24 protein-coding genes and 1 pseudogene are annotated in these 23,642 nt (G+C 36.7%); 6 read left to right on the top strand and 19 right to left on the bottom strand.

The window, feature by feature from the left end; genetic code table 11:
- Positions 1 to 265: 265 nt before the first annotated feature.
- From QNN06_RS04605 to QNN06_RS04595, 3 genes are all read right to left on the bottom strand, one after another.
- Positions 266 to 703: a YybH family protein gene (locus QNN06_RS04605; RefSeq protein WP_284037118.1), complete on the bottom strand. Its 438-nt coding sequence runs from the start codon at positions 701 to 703 to the stop codon at positions 266 to 268.
- A 196-nt stretch (positions 704 to 899) separates the two neighbouring features.
- Complete coding sequence (locus QNN06_RS04600) at positions 900 to 1,145, bottom strand: cytoplasmic protein (RefSeq protein WP_284037117.1); 246 nt, start codon at positions 1,143 to 1,145, stop codon at positions 900 to 902.
- Positions 1,146 to 1,217: 72 nt separating this feature from the next.
- Complete coding sequence (locus QNN06_RS04595; RefSeq protein ID WP_284037116.1) at positions 1,218 to 1,604, bottom strand: VOC family protein; 387 nt, start codon at positions 1,602 to 1,604, stop codon at positions 1,218 to 1,220.
- Between the two features lie 629 nt (positions 1,605 to 2,233).
- On the opposite strand from QNN06_RS04595, the gene QNN06_RS04590 reads away from it, so the two are divergent.
- Positions 2,234 to 3,325, top strand: coding sequence for an LLM class flavin-dependent oxidoreductase (locus tag QNN06_RS04590; RefSeq protein WP_284037115.1), 1,092 nt, complete (start codon positions 2,234 to 2,236; stop codon positions 3,323 to 3,325).
- 171 nt (positions 3,326 to 3,496) lie between these two features.
- On the opposite strand, the gene QNN06_RS04585 is transcribed toward QNN06_RS04590, so the two are convergent.
- Positions 3,497 to 5,329 (bottom strand): sigma-54-dependent Fis family transcriptional regulator, encoded by a 1,833-nt coding sequence (locus tag QNN06_RS04585; protein WP_284037114.1) that lies wholly within the window; start codon positions 5,327 to 5,329, stop codon positions 3,497 to 3,499.
- 699 nt (positions 5,330 to 6,028) lie between these two features.
- On the opposite strand from QNN06_RS04585, the gene QNN06_RS04580 reads away from it, so the two are divergent.
- On the top strand, positions 6,029 to 6,301 hold the full coding sequence (locus QNN06_RS04580; RefSeq protein ID WP_213118585.1) for an HU family DNA-binding protein: 273 nt from the start codon (positions 6,029 to 6,031) through the stop codon (positions 6,299 to 6,301).
- Between the two features lie 280 nt (positions 6,302 to 6,581).
- Here QNN06_RS04580 and QNN06_RS04575 read toward each other — a convergent pair whose 3' ends face one another.
- The 3 genes from QNN06_RS04575 to QNN06_RS04565 all read right to left on the bottom strand — a co-directional run bounded on the left by QNN06_RS04575 (position 6,582) and on the right by QNN06_RS04565 (position 7,542).
- Positions 6,582 to 6,785 (bottom strand): cold-shock protein, encoded by a 204-nt coding sequence (locus tag QNN06_RS04575; protein WP_284037113.1) that lies wholly within the window; start codon positions 6,783 to 6,785, stop codon positions 6,582 to 6,584.
- A 332-nt stretch (positions 6,786 to 7,117) separates the two neighbouring features.
- A complete protein-coding gene (locus QNN06_RS04570) occupies positions 7,118 to 7,411 on the bottom strand; it encodes a VanZ family protein (RefSeq protein WP_284037112.1) in 294 nt (97 codons plus the stop codon).
- The gene (locus QNN06_RS04565) at positions 7,405 to 7,542 is read right to left on the bottom strand and encodes a hypothetical protein (protein ID WP_284037111.1); all 138 of its coding nucleotides are present in this window, start codon (positions 7,540 to 7,542) and stop codon (positions 7,405 to 7,407) included. Before QNN06_RS04565 ends, QNN06_RS04570 begins: the two co-directional genes overlap by 7 nt.
- A 489-nt stretch (positions 7,543 to 8,031) precedes the next feature.
- On the opposite strand from QNN06_RS04565, the gene QNN06_RS04560 reads away from it, so the two are divergent.
- Together QNN06_RS04560 and QNN06_RS04555 are read left to right on the top strand one after the other, a co-directional pair.
- Positions 8,032 to 8,871, top strand: a complete 840-nt coding sequence (locus QNN06_RS04560; RefSeq protein ID WP_213118588.1) for a hypothetical protein — start codon at positions 8,032 to 8,034, stop codon at positions 8,869 to 8,871.
- Positions 8,872 to 8,884: 13 nt separating this feature from the next.
- Positions 8,885 to 9,046, top strand: a complete 162-nt coding sequence (locus tag QNN06_RS04555; RefSeq protein ID WP_213118589.1) for a hypothetical protein — start codon at positions 8,885 to 8,887, stop codon at positions 9,044 to 9,046.
- 90 nt (positions 9,047 to 9,136) lie between these two features.
- Here QNN06_RS04555 and QNN06_RS04550 read toward each other — a convergent pair whose 3' ends face one another.
- The 7 genes from QNN06_RS04550 to QNN06_RS04520 form a co-directional block, all read right to left on the bottom strand.
- Positions 9,137 to 9,940 carry an endonuclease I family protein gene (locus tag QNN06_RS04550; RefSeq protein ID WP_284037110.1) on the bottom strand — a complete coding sequence of 268 codons (804 nt, stop codon included), beginning with the start codon at positions 9,938 to 9,940 and terminating at the stop codon, positions 9,137 to 9,139.
- Positions 9,937 to 10,899 (bottom strand): S8 family peptidase, encoded by a 963-nt coding sequence (locus QNN06_RS04545; protein WP_284037109.1) that lies wholly within the window; start codon positions 10,897 to 10,899, stop codon positions 9,937 to 9,939. The genes QNN06_RS04550 and QNN06_RS04545 overlap by 4 nt, the downstream gene beginning before the upstream one ends.
- 46 nt (positions 10,900 to 10,945) lie before the next feature.
- Positions 10,946 to 11,239, bottom strand: a complete 294-nt coding sequence (locus QNN06_RS04540) for a hypothetical protein (protein WP_213118592.1) — start codon at positions 11,237 to 11,239, stop codon at positions 10,946 to 10,948.
- 507 nt (positions 11,240 to 11,746) lie between these two features.
- Positions 11,747 to 12,265, bottom strand: coding sequence for a hypothetical protein (locus QNN06_RS04535; RefSeq protein WP_213118593.1), 519 nt, complete (start codon positions 12,263 to 12,265; stop codon positions 11,747 to 11,749).
- On the bottom strand, positions 12,258 to 15,008 hold the full coding sequence (locus QNN06_RS04530) for a DUF3289 family protein (protein WP_284037108.1): 2,751 nt from the start codon (positions 15,006 to 15,008) through the stop codon (positions 12,258 to 12,260). Before QNN06_RS04530 ends, QNN06_RS04535 begins: the two co-directional genes overlap by 8 nt.
- Before the next feature lie 783 nt (positions 15,009 to 15,791).
- Positions 15,792 to 15,965, bottom strand: coding sequence for a GntR family transcriptional regulator (locus QNN06_RS04525; RefSeq protein ID WP_213118595.1), 174 nt, complete (start codon positions 15,963 to 15,965; stop codon positions 15,792 to 15,794).
- A 1,065-nt stretch (positions 15,966 to 17,030) separates the two neighbouring features.
- A complete protein-coding gene (locus tag QNN06_RS04520; protein WP_213118907.1) occupies positions 17,031 to 17,201 on the bottom strand; it encodes a LysR family transcriptional regulator in 171 nt (56 codons plus the stop codon).
- 122 nt (positions 17,202 to 17,323) lie between these two features.
- Here QNN06_RS04520 and QNN06_RS04515 point away from each other — a divergent pair, with 122 nt between their 5' ends.
- Entirely contained in the window at positions 17,324 to 18,169 is an 846-nt protein-coding gene (locus QNN06_RS04515) for a sulfurtransferase (RefSeq protein ID WP_284037107.1), read from the top strand.
- Between the two features lie 80 nt (positions 18,170 to 18,249).
- Here QNN06_RS04515 and QNN06_RS04510 read toward each other — a convergent pair whose 3' ends face one another.
- The 5 genes and pseudogenes from QNN06_RS04510 to QNN06_RS04490 form a co-directional block, all read right to left on the bottom strand.
- Entirely contained in the window at positions 18,250 to 19,155 is a 906-nt protein-coding gene (locus tag QNN06_RS04510) for an ABC transporter substrate-binding protein (protein ID WP_284037106.1), read from the bottom strand.
- On the bottom strand, positions 19,152 to 19,787 hold the full coding sequence (locus QNN06_RS04505) for an ABC transporter permease (RefSeq protein ID WP_249366704.1): 636 nt from the start codon (positions 19,785 to 19,787) through the stop codon (positions 19,152 to 19,154). Before QNN06_RS04505 ends, QNN06_RS04510 begins: the two co-directional genes overlap by 4 nt.
- A 53-nt stretch (positions 19,788 to 19,840) precedes the next feature.
- Positions 19,841 to 20,584: pseudogene (locus QNN06_RS04500) on the bottom strand (ABC transporter ATP-binding protein); the annotation flags it as partial.
- A gap of 279 nt (positions 20,585 to 20,863) precedes the next feature.
- Positions 20,864 to 21,664, bottom strand: a complete 801-nt coding sequence (locus QNN06_RS04495) for a DUF427 domain-containing protein (RefSeq protein ID WP_284037896.1) — start codon at positions 21,662 to 21,664, stop codon at positions 20,864 to 20,866.
- Between the two features lie 298 nt (positions 21,665 to 21,962).
- On the bottom strand, positions 21,963 to 22,817 hold the full coding sequence (locus QNN06_RS04490; protein ID WP_284037105.1) for an alpha/beta fold hydrolase: 855 nt from the start codon (positions 22,815 to 22,817) through the stop codon (positions 21,963 to 21,965).
- Between the two features lie 187 nt (positions 22,818 to 23,004).
- Between QNN06_RS04490 and QNN06_RS04485 the strand changes: the two genes are divergently transcribed.
- Positions 23,005 to 23,454, top strand: a complete 450-nt coding sequence (locus QNN06_RS04485; protein WP_284037104.1) for a MarR family winged helix-turn-helix transcriptional regulator — start codon at positions 23,005 to 23,007, stop codon at positions 23,452 to 23,454.
- Positions 23,455 to 23,642: the final 188 nt, after the last annotated feature.

Raw genomic sequence — 23,642 nt, 5'->3', positions numbered from 1 at the left:
AATATACTGCACTACCCTTCCTCCTCAGATATGTTTTGTTCACTTTAGCATGATTGAGGAATTAGTTGGTTGTTTTCTACAAAAGAAGATAAAACGTTACAATTTTTTCTATCAAGATCCGTTTGCTGTAATTCCCATAATAAAACACCACCCTTCCCTTATTATAAAATGTAGAGAAAGGACGGTGCTTAGCTTTCATTGATATTCTATTTAAAGAATACCCCTATAATTTAAGGAATGATTATATTTTAGTTAATTCTGGTTATTACTTTAAGTTAAAAATGCATTTTCCCGTTTCCATACTGATTGGTAATGATGAATGTTGATGTATTATTTTCCAAGAATTATTTTCCTTTTTTAATCCAAATGTAAATCTATTAGTAATCTGGCGTAGTTTCTCTCCAGACACATTGTAAGCTATTAAAGACATATTACTATATATGAAGGCAAGTCCCGCATTTTCTTCAACAACTAAATCATTCAACTCTACTTTGAGTTGAACACCTTCCTCTTTCAAGTGGTTAAACCAACCATTCACAGCTTCCTTCCACTTCGAAATACCTTTATACGCCCAGTCTTCCCAACAATCATAAACTTGAATGTTAGTTGCATATGCTGATACAAACTTCTCAACATCCTGTTCATAAACAGCAGACTTATAATTTTCTATAACGTCCTGAACCGTTGTAAATCCATCATTCATACTCTAACCTCCATAATTCTCTGATAATGTAAAATAATGGGATAATATATCGTAGAGTTTAACATAATGTTGTATCGATATCCATATTCCTTCTTGATTTCCAATTTCTTATTAAACTATCCTGCTCAGTTAGTCAAACAAGGAAAAGGGCGATGCCTAGTTAAAGCATCGCCCCTGTTAGTTGAATTAGCCGATATTAAAACCATTCCTTATGCATTCCTTTTAGAAATTGTTCAGTTATGGGAAAACCTGAACTCTCACCAATTATGGAATCTATTCCGCAATAAGGACATAATGCTGTATTTTCATCATCACACCATTCGGTGATTTGAGAGGGATTAAAGGTTTTCACACAATAAAAGCAACCACATATTTTGTCCTTTACTAATTGCTTTCGATGATGACTACTAAAACGGTGTGCAATTTCAAATTGTTTCTCCACTTCTTTTCACCATCTTTAACTGGATTTCAATGTTAATCTCCATTTAACTAACGCACCTTTAATTGAAGTAACTTATTTTTTTCTTTTACAAACGATTTGTATTGGGTTTCCATCAGGGTCTGTTACCCAACCCGACCTTAGATCATTTAAAAAATTATGAGGATGAGATAACATCGTAGCACCATTTTCGATTAAATACTGGATGGCTGAATCGGTATCTTCTGTCCATACCACAATTTCACAGCCCATATTTTGACCAGGGTTTAACCCGTGAATTTCTTTTGCAGATTCTTTAGAGGCTATACCTATCTTGAAACCATCCAATAATAATTCATAATGTACTGGCTTACCATCCATTTCCGCTACAAAGGTTTGTGTAAAGCCCAGTTTCTGATAAAATCCTATTGATTTCTCCAAATTATCAACATATAGATTAATTTGTGGAGATTTAAAAATCATAAACTTCCCCTTCCGTCATTTTTTTGATTAATATTGATGCTGCCACACACCCTACTGATTAAAGTTTAATAGAAGATTCAACAAAAAAGGTATGAATCCTCCTTGGTTTATGCCCCCATAGGGTACTTTATCTTGTTCAACTCCCTCAGTTTAATACGATTTTCTCCCGAATACTCGCTTATTCGCAGGATTTCACATCCCTTGATTTGGAGTTAACGATTTAACGAAATGATTTTAGACCATTTTGGCTAACCTGCACCTATATTATAAAAACGGAGTCAGGCCACCAATCAGGTAATGCTTTAAAGTATCGGGGGACTGACCCTAAAAACAGGTTTATGATCCACGCTTAAGTGTATGAGGATAACTACGATTGAAATGATGCATAAGAACCGTCCCCATGCTTCACCCATGCATCATGAGAAAAATGAGAAAAGTGAGAAGCTGAGAAATAGAATAGAATTTGAGATTTACTGGCTGCGATGAGAAAAATGAGAAATTTCTAGCAATAATATTACGGCTGAATTTTTGAAAATATGGATAGGATCAGCACATTTCTCCTTTTTTTAAGTTGGCACGAAATTTGCACTATGAATAAGTGTACATGTATTTAAAAAGGAGATGAATGTATGGAATTAGGTTTATTTTTAATGCCCTCACACCCACCGGAAAGAAGTTTATATGATGCAACGCAATGGGATTTAGAGATGATTCAGTATGCTGATACGCTTGGATATCAAGAGGCTTGGATCGGAGAGCATTTTACTGCACCATGGGAACCTATTCCAGCTCCGGATTTAATGATTGCTCAGGCTTTAACGTCAACTAAGCAGATTAGACTTGCACCAGGCGCTCATTTACTGCCATACCATCACCCTGTTGAGCTCGCTCATAGAGTGGCGTATCTAGATCATCTCTCACAAGGGCGCTTAATGCTGGGAGTTGGAGCGGGAGGCCTGCTGACAGATAGTGAAACCTTTGGTGTTGATGCTGCAAATGGCGAGAATCGAACCATGATGGCAGAAGCTTTAGAAATCATGCTGAAACTTTGGAATGAGAAAGAGCCTTTCCAATTTGAAGGAGCTTACTGGAAGGCAAATAAAATTGAAGGCAATCCATATGCAAGCTACCATATTTATCCTTATCAACAACCACACCCGCCAATTGGTGTTACCGGATTAAGTCCTGGTTCTGAAACATTAAAAACCGCTGGTGAGAAAGGGTTTATTCCAATGAGTCTTGGAGCTAACAATGAGTATATAGCCGGTCATTGGAAATCTGTTGAGGAAGGTGCAAAAAGAAGCGGAAAAACACCATCGAGATCTGACTGGAGGATTACACGTGATGTGTTTGTAGCAGATACGGATGAGGAAGCAATTGAAGGATCACTAAATTCAATGATGGGAAGACAGCATCGCGAATATTGGATTCCCCTTTTCCAAAGTCTTCGTGCAGTATCTGTATTCAAGCATGAAGAATCTGTTGATGAATCACAAATTACACCTGAATATGTTGCCAAACACAATTGGTTTGTCGGCTCTCCAGAAACTGTAGCAAACAAAATAGTAAATCTTTATGAAACGGTTGGCGGATTTGGGGCCTTACTCGTAACAGGCTATGATTATAGCGAGACACCCGATATTTGGAAAAAATCAATGAGATTACTTCAAGAAGAGGTTATGCCAAGAGTGAACTACAAAATAGCTAAAGTGAAAATATAGGCAATACCTTTATTGTTTTAAAAAACCGATACACGAAATATATATGCTACCCTATTCATGTGTTAACTCTGTACACAAAAAGAAAAGGGCCAGATTGGCCCTTTTCTTTTTGGATTGTCTTATCAGCAAAAACCATATATACTGGCTTTGGCTATAGAACATATTTTTTCATTAAATATTAAACTTTTTCATTTTACGGTAAAACGTACTTAAAGGCATTCCAATTAACGAGGCAGCTTCTTTTATATTGCCATTCGTACTCTGAAGCGCTTTTATCATGTTTTCTTTTTGAAGCTTATGATTGTTTGAATAGAATCCCCCCTCTACATTATTGGTTGACTCTACTTTAGGTTCTATCGGTGTGCTGGGATTGTCATTGCTTTCTTTAATATAAGAAGGCAAGTGTGAAAGCTTCAAAGATTTCCCTTCAGATAAGATCATCATTTTTTCCAAGACATTAAATAATTCCCTGATATTGCCGGGCCAGGAATACGTCGTCAATTTATCCATAATAGTTGATGAGATAGTAAGATTTATATTTTTAGACTTTAAAAAATACTTAACCAGCTCAGGTATATCCTGTTTCCTTTCACTTAGGGGCGGTATTTTAAGATCAAATACATGGATACGATAGTATAAATCTTGCCTAAATTCACCACGCCTAACTAGTTCTTCTAATTTTTTATTGGTCGCTGTGATAATTCTTACATCAACAGGTATAGGCTTTTCCGAACCAATTGGTACCACTTCTTTCTCTTGAAGGACTCTTAATAAGGCTATCTGCATGGAATATGGCATTTCTCCAATTTCATCTAAAAATATGGTTCCTCTATTGGCCTGAACAAATTTTCCCTCGTACCCTTTTTTTCTAGCCCCTGTAAAAGCACCTTCTACATAACCAAATAATTCACTTTCTAATAATTCCTTTGGAATAGCTCCACAATTAACGGCAACAAAGGGCTTGTCCTTTCTGTCGCTATTTACATGGATCGACTTAGCCACCACTTCTTTCCCTGTTCCGCTTTCTCCATAAATAGAGACCGTAACATTGGATTTTGCCGCTTTTTTCATCTCACATAGAATCTTTCTAAAAGCGATACTATTTCCTTGTTCCCCCATAAATGTAAAGTTTTCTACTGCAGAAAAATAATGATTAGAATTCTCATTTACATGCTTCACAAAATGTTTGAATCCAATTAATCGATGATCCCCTGAGTAAAGAGGCTGCTTAGTTAAAATCTTTATTCCAAAATCTTTCAGGTTTTTCACTTCAAAATCATGAGGGTTATTACCATCTCTTATGATTTTCATGATGGAATCACTAGCGGTAACCAAATAACCATTTATATCTGAGATCATCATTTGTTCATTGCCCTTTTGTTTAAACTGCAGAAATTGTTCTACCAGGGTGATCCGATCTCTTTGCTCCTGCAGTTTCCACTCAGATTCAATGGCATATGATGTCGATACAGTGAGACTATAAATATCGAATTCGTAATAAGGCTGGTTCTTAGATATATCCAGAACCCCAATTAACTCACCACGTGAGTTTTTAATCGGTGCAGCTGAACAAGTCCAGTTTTGTGATAGGAGTGAATAGTGTTCTTTCCCGACGACATGAATGGGTTCCTCTATTGCCAGTGCAGTTCCAATTGCATTCGTCCCGACTTCCTTTTCGGTCCACTTTACACCCTCAATTAGGTTTAATTGGTTACAGATCGGATCGATTAGGCTATCTCTTATCACCTTTAAAACATAACCGTTAGCATCAGTAAGCATAATAATTCTAGATTTATCTTTGATGGACCTCCATAAGGATTGAATATAAGGAGTGGCTATTTTTAATAGCGTTTCATTTTCTGATACTTTACTGAAATATTCGTCACCGAACACCACTGTCTTGCCTTTGACTAAATAGGGATCTACGTTACTCTCTTTACATCTGTACCAAGATTCAAGAATTTGTTTAGAAATTCTGCTCGAATCCAATACATCTTCTTTCACAAATCTCTCCCAAGTGCGATTCAAAAGAATAGTATGATCCATCTTAGGCTCCCCTCCCCCTTTCCAAGTGGAAAACAATTACTTTTTATTTTTGGTAACGCTTACAACAGACGGAAAATGAATTGGAATAGTAAAAACCAATATTATAGGGTGCATTTTTTCTAACTTCTATCTACAGTGAAATTAGCTTATGTATCACGTTAATAAAAGGGCTTAACCACTAAATAATGCTGTCTCTTTTACTTTAACAAGATACAGTTGTCTGGTAAAGTGAATTTTCATAATTATCTGTATTTAATACAGGGAGATTCTTTTATCGGAAGAACTTCACAAATTACCTTTGATAAAATTGCTGATGGCCTTAACCGTCTCAAACGGCACGAGGTAGGCAAGATCATGGACTCAGGTGTTAACTTTTTAGTTTATGTTAAGTTGATTTTTCATTAGAGTCAATTTTTTGATGCGTGGGGACGGTTCTCTTGCATCAATTTGCGAATGCCGGTTTTTGTTCCATGCTTGGGTACATGAGGATAACAACATAATGAAATGATACAAAAAAGCCGTTGCACTGTAATATACATACGTTAATATCCAAGTTCAATAAATAAAGAAAATAAGGCTTACAGTTGTGAATTTATGTACGCTATGTTACAACTAAGGTACGTTCCATACGGATTGTATAAAGGAGTGTTTATAAAAATGAATAAAACAGAATTAGTTAATCAAGTAGCTACATCCGCAGAACTTACACAAAAAGAAGCATCCAAAGCAGTAGATGCCATTTTTAATACAGTTTCAGAAGCATTGAAAAATGGCGACAACGTTCAATTGATTGGATTCGGCAGCTTTGAGGTTCGTGAACGGGCTGCGCGTACAGGGCGAAACCCACAAACTGGAGAAGAAATTCAGATAGCTGCTGGAAAAGTTCCTGCCTTCAAGCCAGGTAAAGCGTTAAAAGATGCAGTTAAATGAGTTTTTAAAAGAGTTAAAAAGAAATTAGGACATCCTCACTTTGATAGTCGATTAGAATCGAAGCAGAAAATATCCTTTAAGGATCTCATAAAAATAAGAGTCATTTTATAAGCCACTCTCATTAAATTAGGATAATCCTTAATTATATGCTACACTTGGTTTACCATTTGATTTACTGTTTTCATGTCCCCTACTCCTTTACGAGTGGGGGTTCTTTGTTTCACAGGAAAAAAGAAAAGCAGACCCCCATAAAAGAGCCTGCCTTCCTTGTTTTGTAAAATTAAGCAGTTTTACGTACGTTTGAAGCTTGAGGTCCACGTTGACCTTTCTCCACGTCAAAAGTCACTGCTTGACCTTCTTCTAAAGTTTTGTAACCTTCGCCTTGAATCGCTGAGAAATGAACGAATACATCTTCTCCACCTTCACGTTCGATGAATCCGAAGCCTTTTTCGCCATTAAACCATTTTACTTTACCTTGTTCCATTTGTATTGCCTCCTAGTGTGTAAACACACACAATGTAATACTATCCTTGCTCTCAGTGATCATCAAGATGAAAAGTTACAAATCCTTTACACCGAACAAAAATAATTCTTTTTAATCATAACATTTTTTGTAAAAAATGGAAAGATAAAAAAAAACCCATTGAGCTCACTACTTCATTATGATAATCATTGCCGGATATTTTGTATCAGGATTCACTCCATATTCTGTGTGCTCGCATACAGCAAGAGGAACAGCCGCCTCAACACGTCAATAATTTACAATCGTTGTCACTCTGCGTTCTGTTAATAATGTCCGATGGTTCAATTCATCTATTAGCCATAATTCCCGTACCTAATCACACCAATAATTAATAACAACGCTAATGCCAAAATGCCTATTGTTCCGATTGAAGCTAAAACATTCAGGATTTTATTTGCTTTTGTACTGAACAGCTTACGAAATACAATATAAACTCCAACTCCAATCATTCCACCTAATGTATTTCCCATAAGGTCAGTTATATCGCTGCCTCCTATAGCAAAGATGAATTGCAATACTTCGAATAACAAACTAACTCCCGCTATTGGTACAATCTTTTTCAAGAAAGACCAACTTGGTTTTAGCATACTGATATAAATCCCAAATGGGATAAATGCAAAAGAATAATATCCCCAAACCCTTCAAACTCCATAGCTCCTGAAGCAGCTTGAGTTTCAAAAGTTATTCCACCATGTTGAATTAATTTTTCTCCGTGCATAAGTGGTACACCTTCCACAATATTCACAGTATAAACGACTATCGAAGAAAGAGTGTGCCTGTGTCACCACCCGAATCTTGTCGAGGAGAATTCGACAAATTGTGGGTAGTTGTGGGTAGTGACAGGCACAAACTTAGTATAGACTAGAGGGCCAACTATTGGAGTGTATACAAGGAGTATCCATTAATCTGCAGCCCAACTTGAATAATCTGTTCTATGTAGGGAAAATGAACAATATATATTGCCAATGGAAAGGAGTAGTGGGATGACATATTTCTACATCAGAAGACTTTTATACATTGACATCGAAGTTACACTTTCAAGGGAGAGTGTGGAAACCCTTAGCAATGGGGTAAAGGTATTCTGTACTACTTTAAAAAGATCTAGACCAATCAATACTGGTAAATAATAACTAAAATTCCTAAAATATCTTGTAAAATCAAAATTACTTTTGTAAAATATGAGCCAAATAAGGGGGGCGGTGCTTATTTGGCTTGGAAAGAGAGGTTTAAAAAATTTGGCGTACCTGGCTTAATTTTATTTCTATTAATCACGTTATTTTCTTTCTACTTTATGTCGAATGACGCCGAAATAATGAAGGATCTCCACAGAAAAATGTCGATTCTCCTTACTGCTGATTTTTTAAAGTATCGTACAAAAAATAGCCCTTTACTGCAGGCCTTACAATTTATTCTTTTAATTTTTATATATGGTTTATTTACCGTGGGTTTCGTAAATGCTTTTTTAATAGTGAAAAAGGTCATTTTTCAAAAGCCTTCCGCACTGATTGCCTGTACCATTCATGATTACGATTCCTATTTAAATCTTGAGGACAAGTTAGGGGATGTATTGACAGCACTTGATCAGCACTCTCCTCTTAGAGTCATCGACGAGAAAGTGACGATCTTCATGATTAGTCATCAGACAGAGATCCAGCGGATTTTCGGTCTTAAAGAACGGCAAATTGAATTTGTTTGGTACTTCGAAGGAAAAGACAACGACGTCGAACTAGTTTACTTAAACCCACCGGCTGACATGGACGGAGTAGCAAAGCTGCTGAACTCTTCATTAGACATGCCTTACGTTCGGGTAAAAGAACCTGCGGTCAATAGCAGAATGGAATTGTGGGAAAGTCCCATTAAACAGTTTATTACGGTTCGAAATTACGGGAATTTGAAATTAGGTTTAGGTGTATTTATACTAAAAGATAATATCTTTACTGCTGAAAACTTGAAGGAATTTACCTACTACACATCGAAAATGATTTTATTAGGAACGAATAGCCGATTTTTGCGGCAAATCAGAAGGAAAAAGAATATAGGAAACTAGGAGAAAAGGATTTATGGAAGAACCAGTTCAAGAAAAAACCTTTGGTTCATGCACCATTAAACGAAATGGTTCCATTGTTAAAGGGACCAGAGGTAATAGGATTGCCAAACTTGGCAATCCTAAGAGTCATAAGAGCACAAAAGAACATAAAAAAGAGGCAAAAGATCATGCCTAAAAAGAAAAACAGCACGAATGAACGTGCTGTTTTTCCTATTTGAACTATTTAAATACAGCTGGCAGAGAAAAATTCACCTGAAGACATTATTTATTTCCTAATCCATTGTTCCGCCATTTCCGGAAAATCAATGAACGGATTCCGGTTCCCTTGCAGCTCAAAGATAGCCAAGTTCCGGTGTTTTTCGTAAAGAGACACGGGGAACTGCATATGCCAATCCATTAATACCTGCAGATTAACAAGATTATTACTTATGATCCCTGGATATCGGGTTAAAAAATAAAAGGTAGCTCTTGCAACAATTCCCTTGCCATATTCAGGCTCAAACTTCCCTTCATCGGCCATACCGCAGCCTTCCTTCAATCCTAAAGCATGGCTTTTCGGGACATAGTCGGGAAAATCATCATAAGGATTGTTTCCTCGGCGGCTGTTACATGCAGGATCACAGGCAAATAAATGGTGCAAATCCCCCTTCATTGGCTCATTCTTATGAAACCATGACTGCGGAACGACATGCTCACAATTCAATGTGATTTCATCAGCTAAACTTGTCATACTGCCGCTTGATATGGTTTCTAGAATATGAATATCCTCCTCAATAACAGTAAGAGGATCCATCTCCTTCCCTGAATAGATGCTTTTGAGTTTGCCATTCTCATGAAGATCCACCCATGGATAAACATATCGATGTGGAGCGTAATTAAGCTTATTCCTGTGTGTCGTTTCTATTAATTGATGGATACTGTCTTTTTCAAGTGAAGTATTTTTATAATAGTTTTGCTGGATTTCTATATCTTTTTGTTCCTCATAGTAGCTGTGGTTATTGCTGTATTCCAAATAGGCTGACTTTGCTGCCTCCCGTTCTGTCGTCAACAGTTCGAGACTGTTTCTCATAATTTCACTTCTTCAGGAACGACTTGATTATTTAAGATTTCCGATAATTGGTCGGTTACCGTTAAATAGACGATTCCATTGCCTTCAAGCTTTGGCGAATTTCCTAATGGTACCGTTCTTTTAATTAATTGAGCATAAAGTTCGAGCTCTGTAAGCTTCCGTTCAAAGCTTTTATTGGCAAGGTTTTTTACCAGCGCCATCGCTCCGGATACATGTGGTGTGGCCATTGAAGTTCCGCTTAAAACGGCATATTTTCCATTTAAATAGGTTGATAGAATTTTCTCCCCGGGAGCCACTAAGTCTACTTCATTATTTGAATTGGAGAACCTTGAAGGGCTTCTCGCCAAATCAACGGCCCCCACGCTAATTACTTCATTATATGAACCCGGATAATCGAATTCATCTGTTGAAGCATTGCCGTCACCCCCGTTTCCTGCGGCACAAACCACAAGAATGTTATTGGCAACCGCTTCTTGTATCGCTTCATGCAGTTCAGGGACATCCTCCGGGCCGCCAAGCGACATGGAGATAATATCTGCCTTTTGTTCGATGGCATAATAAATCCCATTAATAATCCATTCATATTGTCCTGAACCATTCTTGTCCAGTACCTTGATAATAAGTAGATTTGCTTCAGGAGCTGCACCTACAACCCCGCTATTATTTTGTATAGCGGCAATTGTCCCGGCAACATGGGTGCCATGTCCATTGTAATCCCGATAGACATCAGGGTTTCCGTTATCATCATTCGTGAAGTTTCTTCCGCCGGCAATTCGTTCTTTTAAGTCCGGATGGGTTAAATCACAGCCGGTGTCCAAAATGGCAATTGTTATTCCTTCTCCCTTTGTTTGGTTCCAGGTTTTCGGCGCTTGGATCATTTCGATCCCTTTGGGAATTTCGTTGACTTTTTCTACTTGTTCTACCACTTGAAACGGAATCACTTGTACTTTTCGCTCCATTTTCTTCCCTCCTATAGGATTAAATTGAAGCCAACCCGTGATGTTGTTAATAGTTTAACAATTGCGACTTTATTTTAATAGATACTTTTGGAGTGTTTTCGGTTGAGCCGTTATGCTTTATCTCAGTTTTGATGACTACTATGGCAGTTGTATCTATTTGATCGTTTTTACTAACTGAACCAGCAAAAGGGATTAAGTTGATTCCCCTAAAATCCGTGAAATGACGCAAGTCTTGAAATGAAAAATGCATTTTAAAGAGGATCATCCATGTTAATACAAATAAATATACAGCCACCAAGCCAGCAGTTATTTTAATTTGATTATTTTTTGATTTTTCCATATAAATCCCCAATTCCTACTTACAATCTAAGCTTTTATCCTAATGAAAGCAACTTTAGTATTCCACTTGATCCGTTAAATAAAATAAACACTAGATAAGTAATCTAGTGTGATTACGGCCATAGGAATGTACCACTCTGCCATGTTTTTTCCCGCCGATTGCCACAAGATTCACCACTTGGGGCCAACGTGTTTACCAATGGTGTAATGTAAAAAAAGTATGGATTTACAACGTTAGGGATATAGAGAGATAAAAAAAGTCTAATTCCTCTGCATTTTTTCCAAGGAATTAGACTAATGAACTTCAACACGCCCTTTAACGGAACAAAGAAAAAATTATATTAGCTGGTATTAGGGAATATTAAAGTTTTAATAGGGTATGGAAACGATTCGAGTAATGAGGGCCACTATGGGAAACATTCATAGTGATCCCTAGTCTATCATGTAGTGTTCCTGTTGTAGTTTCTAACAATTTCCATTTCTTTATTTTTTAGTGTATGATAGTGTATCACTCAACAAGCTGATCCTCAATAAAACGCATCCGCTTAATTTTTCCTTCTTTACTTTCACCATAAACATTGTATTCTTTTTGTGGTTCAGCATCAGACCAAATTATAGATGCAATTAGATTAGCCTTATGGTGTTCTATCCGATCTGTATTCATGTAACCTTCATCAGGCTGCCAGTCTCTCGGCAAATCGTCACTTTCCCTATAGAAGGACATATAAAAAGTCCTGTTTTTTCCTTCTATTACTTTCATTTCTCCTTCAACTGGATGATCCTTACTGTATTTTTCAACTAATTCTTTCAATTCTATTAAATCTTTTGGTGGATTTAGAATCATATAATGCTTTCTAAGAGTCACCACTCCTTCATCCTTTTTACCAATGACCTCTTCTGTATTGGCAATTTCGAAAATCTTTGTTTCCCCGCTTGATTCCTCATTCTTGGTACATCCCATTAAGTTTAGTGAAATGAAGAGTATACAAATCATCAAAACGATTATTTTTACATTAACTTTAATCACTCAAATCTCCTTCAAATGGTATATCCATTTCCATTACAGTAACAAAGGGCTTATATTTACTATTATATTCATCATAATGCTGTAGGACAAACCAGGAGCGGAATCCTGCTAAGTTCTTATACACCTTCTCTACATCTGGCTGATCCAACCCAAAATGATCATATAAACGAACATGCATGACTCCTTTAAAGTGATTCTTCTCTACTGAAAAATCTTTTACGGATACCGTATTTCCCCAAGTATCATTTACTGTAATGGTAAGTCCGCCTATTCGATCACTCCAAGTGCTAAACGTCGGGTAACTAGCTTTATCCTGTATATATTGATAAAATTGATTAGTTTCCTTTGTACTTTTATCAAACTGAAGTGCTGCCAAATTACCTCCATTTTTCTTTAGCTCATCCACTAAGGCCGTTTTGACAAATTCAACATAAGCTTTCGTTGTTTCATGCTCACTTGCTTCTTTTGTTAAAGTCTGGTTTCTGTACTCTGTTCCAGTTCCATCTCTAAAATGATTGATCATATCTAAAATTACATCTTCCATATCTCCCATGGCAAACAAGCTTGTTGACATATCCTCGAACTCATAAAAGAGAATATTTGGGAAAGAAGATTCAAGTAATTGGAGTCTGAACATCCAGCTAAGGTCTTTGATTTCATCTTCTGTGTAATCATTTGTTTTCATATCATTCGCTACATTTCCATTTGCATCATAGCCTTCTGGCCGAGCTGATTGGAAAATGACTGTATCGGAAAAATTAGCGTCCAACGGTCTTGAATCCACATTATCTAACTTTCCATCTCCGTCACTATCTTTTCGGTCAGGAAAACTCGTTGGAAAGAAACCTTCAAAATGAATCGTAACGCCAAAAATGGTTGCCGTGAATGATTTGAACGGACCCATTTCTTCCCCATCGGTTAATCCATCTCCATCAGTATCTTTCTTGTTAGGATCTGAGTAGATGATACCGTATGGTGTTTTCATTCCGTTAATTTCATAGATATCGTATAGGCCATCCCCATCGGAATCTGTTGTATCGATCCCTCCATCACCTGGATCATCGCTAGCGACAAACTCATTCAACTTATCATTGCTTGCAGCTTGATCATTCTTTCCATGCGTCCTTGAGTAGTCTATTTCCCTGCTCCAAAGCTCCAGCCATTTTTTCTTATCAACCACCAGAAATTCGCCAAAGTGATCAGCTTCCACACTTATTGTATTTTTACTTGCATCTAACACAGCGTTAAGGCCTTCATACATTTCCTTCTCTTCATTGTACCAAATGATGCCTAAATCATTTTCCGCTGTGTCTCCTAGCTTCGCTTCATCATAAGTAAACGTAATACTTGCTTTCTCAAATTCTGATTTGGTTGTGATGCTTACAGGAGAACCAATAATACCGTGTAAATTAGTTGTTTTAACGTTGTTTGTGCTGCTAATTCTAGTGGTATTATTAATATTACCCTTTGCACTAAACTCAACTTCTACGCTTTTAATTTCTGATTTATCAGGCTGAATCAATGATTTACTAATCGATTGTTTATAGAGTTTTTGTGAATCCTCGATTCCGTCATTGTCACTGTCTGCAGCATTCGGATTTGTCTTTAACGCATATTCATCTCCATCACTTAATCCATCGCCATCTGTATCATACTTAGTAGGTAATGATTTAAACTGATGTACTTCAAATCCGTCCGTTAAACCATCTTGGTCTGAATCTCCTTTCATCAAATTTGTTTGATTAGCTTGCTCGTCTTTATTACTCAGGCCGTCTTTATCGATATCTTCATCTGCATCACTTATGCCATTACCATCTGTATCATATTTTGTCGGGGAAATAAATGATTTAACTTCATATTCAATATTGTCCTTTAATCCATCACCATCTGTATCCTTTTTAAATGGATTCATTCCCTCTAGGAATTCTATTCCATCTGTTATCGTGTCACCATCCGTGTCAGAGGTAGAATCAAAGAATTCTGTGTTAAATGAATAGCCTGCTTTTTCAAGTCCGAATAACGCTTGTTTATATGCATTTTGATAGGATTTTGCTGCAGGGATAGCTAGATCCTTTTCTAGAAACTCATTCCCTTTTTCAGTCATTTTTACTGCGTTATTCAAATGAGCTTTTATTCTATTTCCTTGGTCATCTGATTGATCGGCGATATCCTTTAAGATGCCAATCGCATTTTTATTGACAATTTTATCCGATAAATAAAAATTAAAGAGTATATCCGCAAGTAATACTTCAGTTGGTTTATTAAAATCGTTTTTTGAGATATACCCCCATAGATATACTGTTAAACTATGTTTGATTTCCAAGAGCAGATCACTTTTAAGAACCACTTCTTTTATATACTCCTCTTGAACTGCTTGTTCATATTGGTTAATCAATTGTTCAAACCTATCAAGGTCATTCATACCTGTTTGCTTTAAGTCACCGGTTTTATCAAATTCTCCTCTTAGTGCATTTGAATCAAACTTAGCATTCGTATCTTTTATTACTTTTGTGAAACGCTTTAATTCATTTATTGCCACCTTATCATAGATTTTTCCATCTCTGGTATCTTCATAGAATTCATATTCACTTAACCACTGTTTTACACTTTCCTCACTAGAATTCTTTTGTTGGCCTTGATTAGCATCGTTAATACCCTTAGCCACCACTGTTTGCCCAATTCCGCCGAAAACAATTGCAAAGCTCAATAAAATACTCAGCATACTTTTTATTTTATTTTTCAAAATAAAAATCTCCTCTATAAAAATATTAATTTAACCTATAAAAATATAACGATATTGAGAGAAGCTGCATGCATTTACTATGCTGGATACTAATAAAACTTATTTGGTTTAATGATCGAGACATACGAAATAATGGTTCCCATCCAAATATATATTGTCAAAATCCTTGAGATAATGTCATTAAATCGCCTCCTTTACAAGTGTTATTTTTCTATTAGCGACTAGTTGGTACCTATCACAAGTAAATGATGGTAATATATCCTAAACAATGTATAGACTGAATTTTCCGAAAATATGTCAAATCAGAAAGACACCTAATATTTAAGTTTCTTGTCTTTTTAAATTTACCGAAAATAAATGAATCTTTGACACAATATATTTTCTGCCTGTAAACCAATGAATGAATCCCGTTTCGCTCCCCAACCGTTAATATGAAACGTGTTAGGGGGATGATGCTTTTTGGTCTTAGACTGTGCCGAAAATGCAAAAAGCATTGAAGAGCATAAAATAAACAGAAACAGCTCTTATAGATCCTTGAGGGATAAATTCATTTTTTCCTTTTTCTCCCTAAAAAATGATCTTATCAACTACGTATTAGTTTACAGATTAAAAATATGGATTATAAGGTAAAAATTTCCTATTTATTTTTATCAGACTTATGAATTAAATCTGTGGTTTTAACTCATTCTCGATTCTTTGTTCTATTGGAATTATATCAATAGGTGAAAAATAATAACCTTTTCCTTTTATAGAATATAAATATCCTTGATTTTCAAGTTGAGATTATGATTTTTGTACTGTATTCGGGTTAATCATAATTTCCTTTGATAGCGCTCTAATTGACGGCATTTTCTCATCCGATTTTATTACTTTACTAAAAATCAAATCTTTTATTTCTTCAACTAGCTGCTCGTATTTCGGGATTCTACTTCGCTCATCTAATTTAATTTTAATCATATAACCTCTCCATTATCTTGATTATTGGGGGTGGCTGTTTAAACGGTACTTGATCAAAAGCAATATTTTTCGATTATTTAAGTTGCTCTAAATTATAATTTCGAATTCTAAACACATGCTGGCAGAGAATCTCTATATCCTCATTATTATGGCTGTTAATATAATGGTTTTTCCTTCTTCATTTAAAGTTTTAAGCAGCTTTCTGATGTTTTGGCTTTTGTTTTATCAAGGGCACAGATAAAAGATTCTTTTCAAAAACATGAAACCGTCCATCTTCCAATAGTTCCATTAATTTTAAATGAATGGGACCGTTCTTCCACTAAATATCGATCCGCATATTGCAAAAATAATAAGAAAGACGATTATCAGTGATAGCTTTTTTACCGTTCTCTTTCTAGCGTGATTTCTTCGTTTATCCATTTATCTAATATGTTCTCCTTTCTAAAAAGTGACTAGACTTTTATGTTGCCTTCAGTATATCTGCCTAAAATGACTCTACGGTGACTGCCGGGTGACAATTTAGGCACTTGAAACATGCAAAATATCTCTTGTTAAACAGGAACCTGATCTTTAGCAAAAATAGCGATTCTACCGATGTCTAGAACATCTCCGTACTATGGCTTCTGCTGACTTCTCCGATAAATCTTGTTTCAACAAGCTTCATACTCTGAGGAGAACCATTTAATGTTCAAAACGATGTGTTTGAAGATCTATTTGTCGACGAAAAGGAACCGTTAATATTGTTCCAAATCGACTCCGATGAAGAGGATTTAGGGGTTATGTGAGGCGATTGCGGGCTGCTTTAGTTTTGCTAATAAGCGGAGATTTTCCGGTTAGACAGCAGAATAAAGCTCGGTTCGGGGGATATAAGCGGAGGTTTTCCGATTAAGCAAAGCAAAATTACCCATTTTGAATCAATAGTCGGAATCCTTCCGTCTATTTAAGGTATTTTCAGTGCGATTTCCAAATTAAGAGAAATTTCTCCGCTTATTTCGTGACCAAAAACAGCTTTCTTCAACTAGAATTTTTTCCATCCTCTTCTTCATTATTCTGCTTCCTACCCAACTAAAAAAAGCGAACCCTCACGGACCCAGGCCCGACCCGATCAAACAGTTTCATATTCAAGGATTTTTCTAATGATTGTATAGGCGTGCTTATGGTGGATTGACTCAAGAATAGATCCTCTGCTGCCTTGTGTTTTTGGCCAAGGGCAGCCCCATGGCAGTGATTTCTGATTAATAAATTTGCACCGTTTTATCCGTTTGGATATGATTGTTTAAAGGGTTTTGTTTGTTTAATTTAGAAAAGCCTGCTTTTATCGTATAGCGATCAAGCTACTATTCAGAGGTGAGTTTTACATGCCATATAAAAATCAACATAAGATACTTTCACCCGTGGAGCTTAAGGAACTTATCAATGATCCTAAATATCAATCTAACCAAAAGTTAATTATGGTCTTTGTTGAGTTTGGTCAACAGTCTGAATATAGGGATGGATTTATTCCAGGTTCACTGTATTTAGATATAAATTCGATAGAAGATGGGCCTTTATGGAATCTTGTTTCCAACGAACAATTAGAAAAGGTTATAAATGAATTGGGAATAAGTTATGAAACAACCGTTATTGTTTACGGAAAAAAAATAATGGCCGCTGCTCGAGCAGCATGGGCATTCATGTATGCAGGTATAGAAGATGTTCGTTTACTTAATGGAGGAATCGATGCTTGGAAAGCTCTTGGATATAGCTTAGAAGAGCATCCTTCAAATATACAAGAATGCAAGGATAGTTTTAAACTTTTTCTACCAAAAGCAAACTATCTTTCGACAATGAATGATCTTGAAAAAAATATTCAAGATCAAAACACCATTGTGGTTGATGTTCGTTCTTGGAATGAATTTTCTGGTAAAACTGCTGGTTATGCTTATATGAAAGAGAAGGGCCGTATCCCCAATTCGGTATGGGGCTATGCTGGTTCTGATCCCCACCACATGGAAGATTATGAGGAAAATGGAGTTCTCAAAGACCTTGACATAATTGAAAACTTGTGGGGAGAGTCAGGAATTACCTCAGAGAAAAAAGTTATTTTTTATTGTGGTACCGGATGGAGAGCCAGCGAAGCATTCTTTATTGCGCATCTGTTGGGATGGCCAAATATTAGTGTATATGATGGCGGATGGATGGAATGGAGTCAATCCAATAAATAATGCAAGCTCCATCGACTAGTATTGAGATCCCAATAATATCAAAGAAGATAGGCAAATGCCTATCTTCTTATTGGCCGTTCTTATTTAATAAGACCTTTTGCTTTTAACCAATCTTGTGCTACTTTTGCCGGATCTTCCTTATCGATATCAACCTTTGCATTCAATTTCTGCATTTCTTTTTCATTAATTTTGCCGGCTAATTCATTGACTGCCTTTTCCAATCCAGGATGATCTTTAAGCACTTTCTCTTTAAAAATCGGTACTGCATCGTAAGGAGGGAATAAATGCTTATCATCTTTAAGCAGAACTAAATCATATTTAGCAATCATCCCATCTGTTGAGTAAGGGATAATCACGTCCACTTTTTTATTTAAAATGGAAGGATACCATAATCCATAATCCATGGTGACAACCTTTTTAAAGGATACATGATACGTATTTTCAAAAGCAGGGAAGCCATCCTTGCGTCCAAGCCATTCTTGGCCCGTACCAAATATTAATTGATCTGATTTCGCTGCTAAATCGGAAACTGTCTTGATACCCAATTGGTCAGCCTGGTCTTTACGCATTGTCACGACGTACGTATTATTAAATCCCAGCGGCTTTAGCCATTTAATTTCGTACTGTTTAGGAAATTCTTTCGCTACGATGTTATAGGCTTGTTTTGAATCGGTTACAGGCGCTTGTTTTAAAATATTAATGAGTCCTGTACCTGTATACTCTACATAGCCATCAATATCTCCTTTTTTTAAGGCCTCCCAAGTGATATTGGCCGCAAGCCCGGTCTTTAATTTAACCTTTACATCCGTGTTATTTTCAATTAATAGTTTCATCATATTGGAAAGAATCTTGGATTCAGCAAAATCTTTTCCGCCAATCGTAATTGTATCTGATTTAGTACTGCATCCGGCAATACTAAGAAGCAGGGCTAATCCAGCTATCGCCACAAATATATGGCGAGTGAATTTTGAAAGGTTTCTTTTCATTGTTTCATTCTCCTCAAATTCTTTTTACGTAACCCTTTAGGGGTTAATTTCTCATCAATATAGAGAAGGAATCGATCTAAAAATATGGCGAGTAAAGCAGTTGGAATCGCACCGATTAAAATGGTTGTATTGTCAAGCGTTCCGATTCCTCTCATAATGATATCGCCTAATCCACCGGCTCCAATAAAAGTGGCAATCGTGGCTATACTAATGGTTTGAACAGCAGCCATTCGGATACCTGCTAAAATGACGCTTCTTGCCATCGGTAATTGGACTAACCAAAGAATCTGTCTCTTTGTCATCCCCATACCTTTTCCAATTTCAATAAGCGACTTGTCTACATCAAGAATTCCAGTAAAGGTATTTTGGAGAACTGGTAATAGGGAGTAGAGGATTAACGCGATGATCGCCGGCAGTGTCCCAATACCAAAAATAGGGACCATAAACCCTAATAAAGCTAGACTGGGAATAGTTTGAATCACCTGTACAACTCTAATTACCGGGGTTGCAAGACGGTCGTGATTCGCAAAATAAATTCCCAATGGAATCGCAATGAAACAAGCCATCAAGAGTGCCGTAAAAGATAAATAAAGATGTTCTCCGGTTTTGGCTAAAATTTCTACCCAATTCATCATTGTGCACCCTCGTTAGGGTCTAGTGAATTCATTTGTTGGATAAAGGAATCTTTGAAGTGTTTTTCTCCAATAAATTCGCGGACAAATTCATTTTTTGGATGGCGAAGCAGGTTTATTGGTGTATCACTTTGAATACATTCACCATCTTTAAGTAAAACCATTTGATTCGAGATTTTTAATGCTTCATCCATATCGTGAGTAACAAAAATAATCGTCTTTTTCACCTTTTTTTGTAAGTGAATAAGCTCATCTTGTAATTGGATACGACTAATGGGATCAAGAGCACTGAAGGGTTCATCCATTAAGATGATAGAGGGATCGGCACAGAGTGCTCTGGCTACTCCGATCCTTTGCTGCTGGCCTCCGCTCAGTTCATGTGGATAGCGATCTCGATATTCTTCGGCCTCAAGGTCAATTAGATTTAAAAGTTCAGTCACTTTATTTTTCATTTTTTCGTCTTTTTTTTCACCTTTTAAACGAAGAACCAGTGAAACATTTTCTTCAATCGTCATATGAGGAAAAAGTCCAATTTGCTGAATGACATATCCTATATTTCTTCGAAGGTTCACAGAATCCATTTGACTGATATCCTGTCCATTAATAAGGATTTTTCCTTCACTGGGTTCAATCAGCTTGTTAATCATTTTCAGTGTGGTTGATTTCCCGCATCCGGACGGTCCGATAATGGTTGTAATTTTTTCTTTTGGCAGAGTTAAATTTAAATTTTTTATGGCATACCTAGATTCAAATAATTTACTGATATTAACAAACTCCACCGCCGCTGTGCTCTTCATATTTACATAATATCCTCTCATTTGAATTAACCATTATTTTTACTGACAAAGCGCTACAATTCGTTTAATTCAAAAATTTCTTACATGCATTTTAAATTTTACCATTAACCTTATGGATTGTTCCATTCAATCTATCTAACCAATCGAAAGGTTTCTATCTATTTTTTGAATGTTAAACCTTCCTGTTGTACCTTATTCGGGTAGTAAAAAAACTGCCGAAGCAGTTTTTAGGATTTATGGGCATACTTATAATCGTTTCTATTTCAAGCCTAACTATTATTACTCGATCTTTTTATAGGGTAAGCTTTTAGTTTCAGGCAGCTCCCACTTTTCCCCATCAATGTATAAGGCATCAATTCGCTCACTATAAAAACATAAAAGACCTTTAATTTCTTGAACCGCTGGAAGTGGGTCTTTATAGGTCCAAATGATATCTTCAAATAGCTCATCGCCAATTTTCACAGAATAATAATTGGCAATTCCCTTATAAGGACAGTGTGTTTCAGTTTCAGATGGCAATAAAACATCTTGATTTATATCTTCAAAAGGAAGATAGTAACGTGTAACTAAGCCCGTTTCGAAAACAAGTACAGGACGGTGACTATCAGCAACCACTTCACCACCTACAAGAGCTTGTACATGACGGGAGCTTGGGATTGCATCCACGCGCCAGTAAGGATCACGGGCATGGACAAAAACTTCTGTCTCTTCTTCAAACCAAGCATCTGTTTTACTCCAGTAAAATGAGATGTATCCTTTGATATCTTGCGCCACAGGTTTAGGAATTAAATAACTCCATGCTGCATTTTCGGAAATATTATCCCCTACTTTTATAGACCAATAGGAGGCCGTACCTTTATGCGAACAAACCGTTTGATTATCAGATGCTACCAACAAATCCATTCGGACATCTTCTTGGGGAAAATAATAAACGGGAAACCTTCCAGCTTCAAAGGCCAACACTGCCCGTTTGCTGTCCACAATGGTTTCCCCTCCGAACTTCACCCTTACCCATCTAGGAGATGGTTCCACTCGAAAATGCCAATCAGTTCCGGGAATTTCACAAGCCTTAGAATCCATGTCATCTGTCATTCTCTTCACCCTTTTTGAATAAATTTGCATAAGTATAAACCTCATTTTCTTTAGGTAATGACATTGAGCCACCCCTAGGAAAAAGACTATTTGTATATTTTACCAAAAATAAGAATTAAAAAAAGGACCTAAATTTTAAAATAAGTATGTAACAGATAACTTAATACACATAAAAACGCAAAAAAACCCAAAACTCAAAGATGAATACATCTATGAATTTTGGGGCTATACATTTTGATATAAATGAAGGCACGCAATTTGATGCCTTCATTTATATTAAAATTTATTATTTAGAATCTGATTCCGTAGTATTTAAAAATTGAATCAGTTCCGCGTTGAACTCCTCGGCGTGCGTCACATTAAACCCATGAGGTCCACCTTTAATTACCACAAGCTGACTGTTCGGAATGCGTTCATGCGCCTTTTGTCCGCTGACTTCCAATGGAACGATGGCATCTGAATCACCGTGAATAACTAGTGTTGGTACGTTGAACTTATCTAAATCACCACGGAAGTCTGTTTTACTAAACGCTGCGATACAGTCAAGCGTGCCCTTTGGTGAAGCAAATGCTGCAATGTCACGATTGTATAATCGGAATTCTTCGCTCACTAAATCCGTTTTGTCCCCAGATGCGAAGAAGTTCGTCGTAAAGTTATCGAGGAATGCAATTCGATCTGCCTTTACTCCATCTTGTAAGCCTTTGATTAATGCATCGTCAAATCCGCCGTCCGGATTATCCTCAGTTTTGTAAAGATACGGAGGTACTGCCCCTGCTAGTACAGCTCTTGATACACGCTCTGTTCCGTAAGTACCAATGTAACGAGAAACCTCGCCTCCACCCATCGAGAAGCCAACCAATGTTACGTCACGAAGATCAAGATGCTCCAGTATTTTGTGTAGGTCTGCCGCAAACGTATCATATTCATACCCATTCCATGGCTGTGAAGACTGACCGAATCCACGACGATCATACGTAATTACTCGGTAACCAGCCTCAACTAATGCTGGTACTTGTTTTTCCCAAGATCTCCCACTAAGTGGCCAACCATGGATTAACACTACTGGTTTTCCAGATCCTACATCCTCAATGTGAAGATCAATCGGTGCACCATTTTCAAATCCTACTGTAAGTTTACTCATTTTAAATTCCTCCATTATTTTTATTTTAAGTTTCGCAAAATTGTATTGTGCAAAACTTAATTTGTAAGTTCATCTTACCTTCATTTTAAAATGTTGTCAACAATTAAATTTTGCAAAACACTTTTTCTTATTCAGAAGGTATGTTAAATTATTAATGAGAGAAATACTTATTATTAGAGGTGTAACCATGGAAACTAACCCACATAATCTTAAATTAGAGGACCACTTATGTTTCTCATTGTATGCCTGTTCACGGGCCATCTTACGACTTTATCGCCCTTACCTAGATGAACTTCAGCTCACTTATCCTCAGTATCTAGTCTTAGTTACCCTGTGGGAGAAACCAAAAAGAACAATTAAAGAGCTGGGTGAAGTGCTTGATCTTGATACAGGTACACTGACTCCCCTACTCAAACGTATGGAAGCTGCCGGTCTCATCGAGCGTCGTCGTGACACAGTGGACGAGCGCGTCATGAACATTTTTATAACGCAAGCTGGTAAAGCCCTACAGGAAAAGGCATCGTGTGTTCCACAATCCTTATTCGGCGCTACTGGCATGAATAAAAAGGAATTGGATGAAATAAACGAAACAATCATGCGCCTGTTACATCAACTGAATAAAACCTCGGAGAAATAGAGGCAATAGAAAAAATCCACTCTAATAAGAGTGGATTTTTTCTATGTACGATGTAATAACTATTTTGATACCTTAAAAACAATTACACTTCTTCTTAAAGAAACCTGCTCCATTAGTTAAATAACTTCAACAAAAAAGTGCATTAATCCTTCTTGGATCAACGCACCGTTCGTATTATAAGGTTAACC

The organism is Neobacillus sp. 114 (assembly GCF_030127045.1).
Taxonomy (GTDB): domain Bacteria; phylum Bacillota; class Bacilli; order Bacillales; family Cytobacillaceae; genus Neobacillus; species Neobacillus rhizophilus.
Note: the sequence above shows the minus strand (reverse complement) of the source record. Positions and strands in the feature narration are given on the sequence as shown.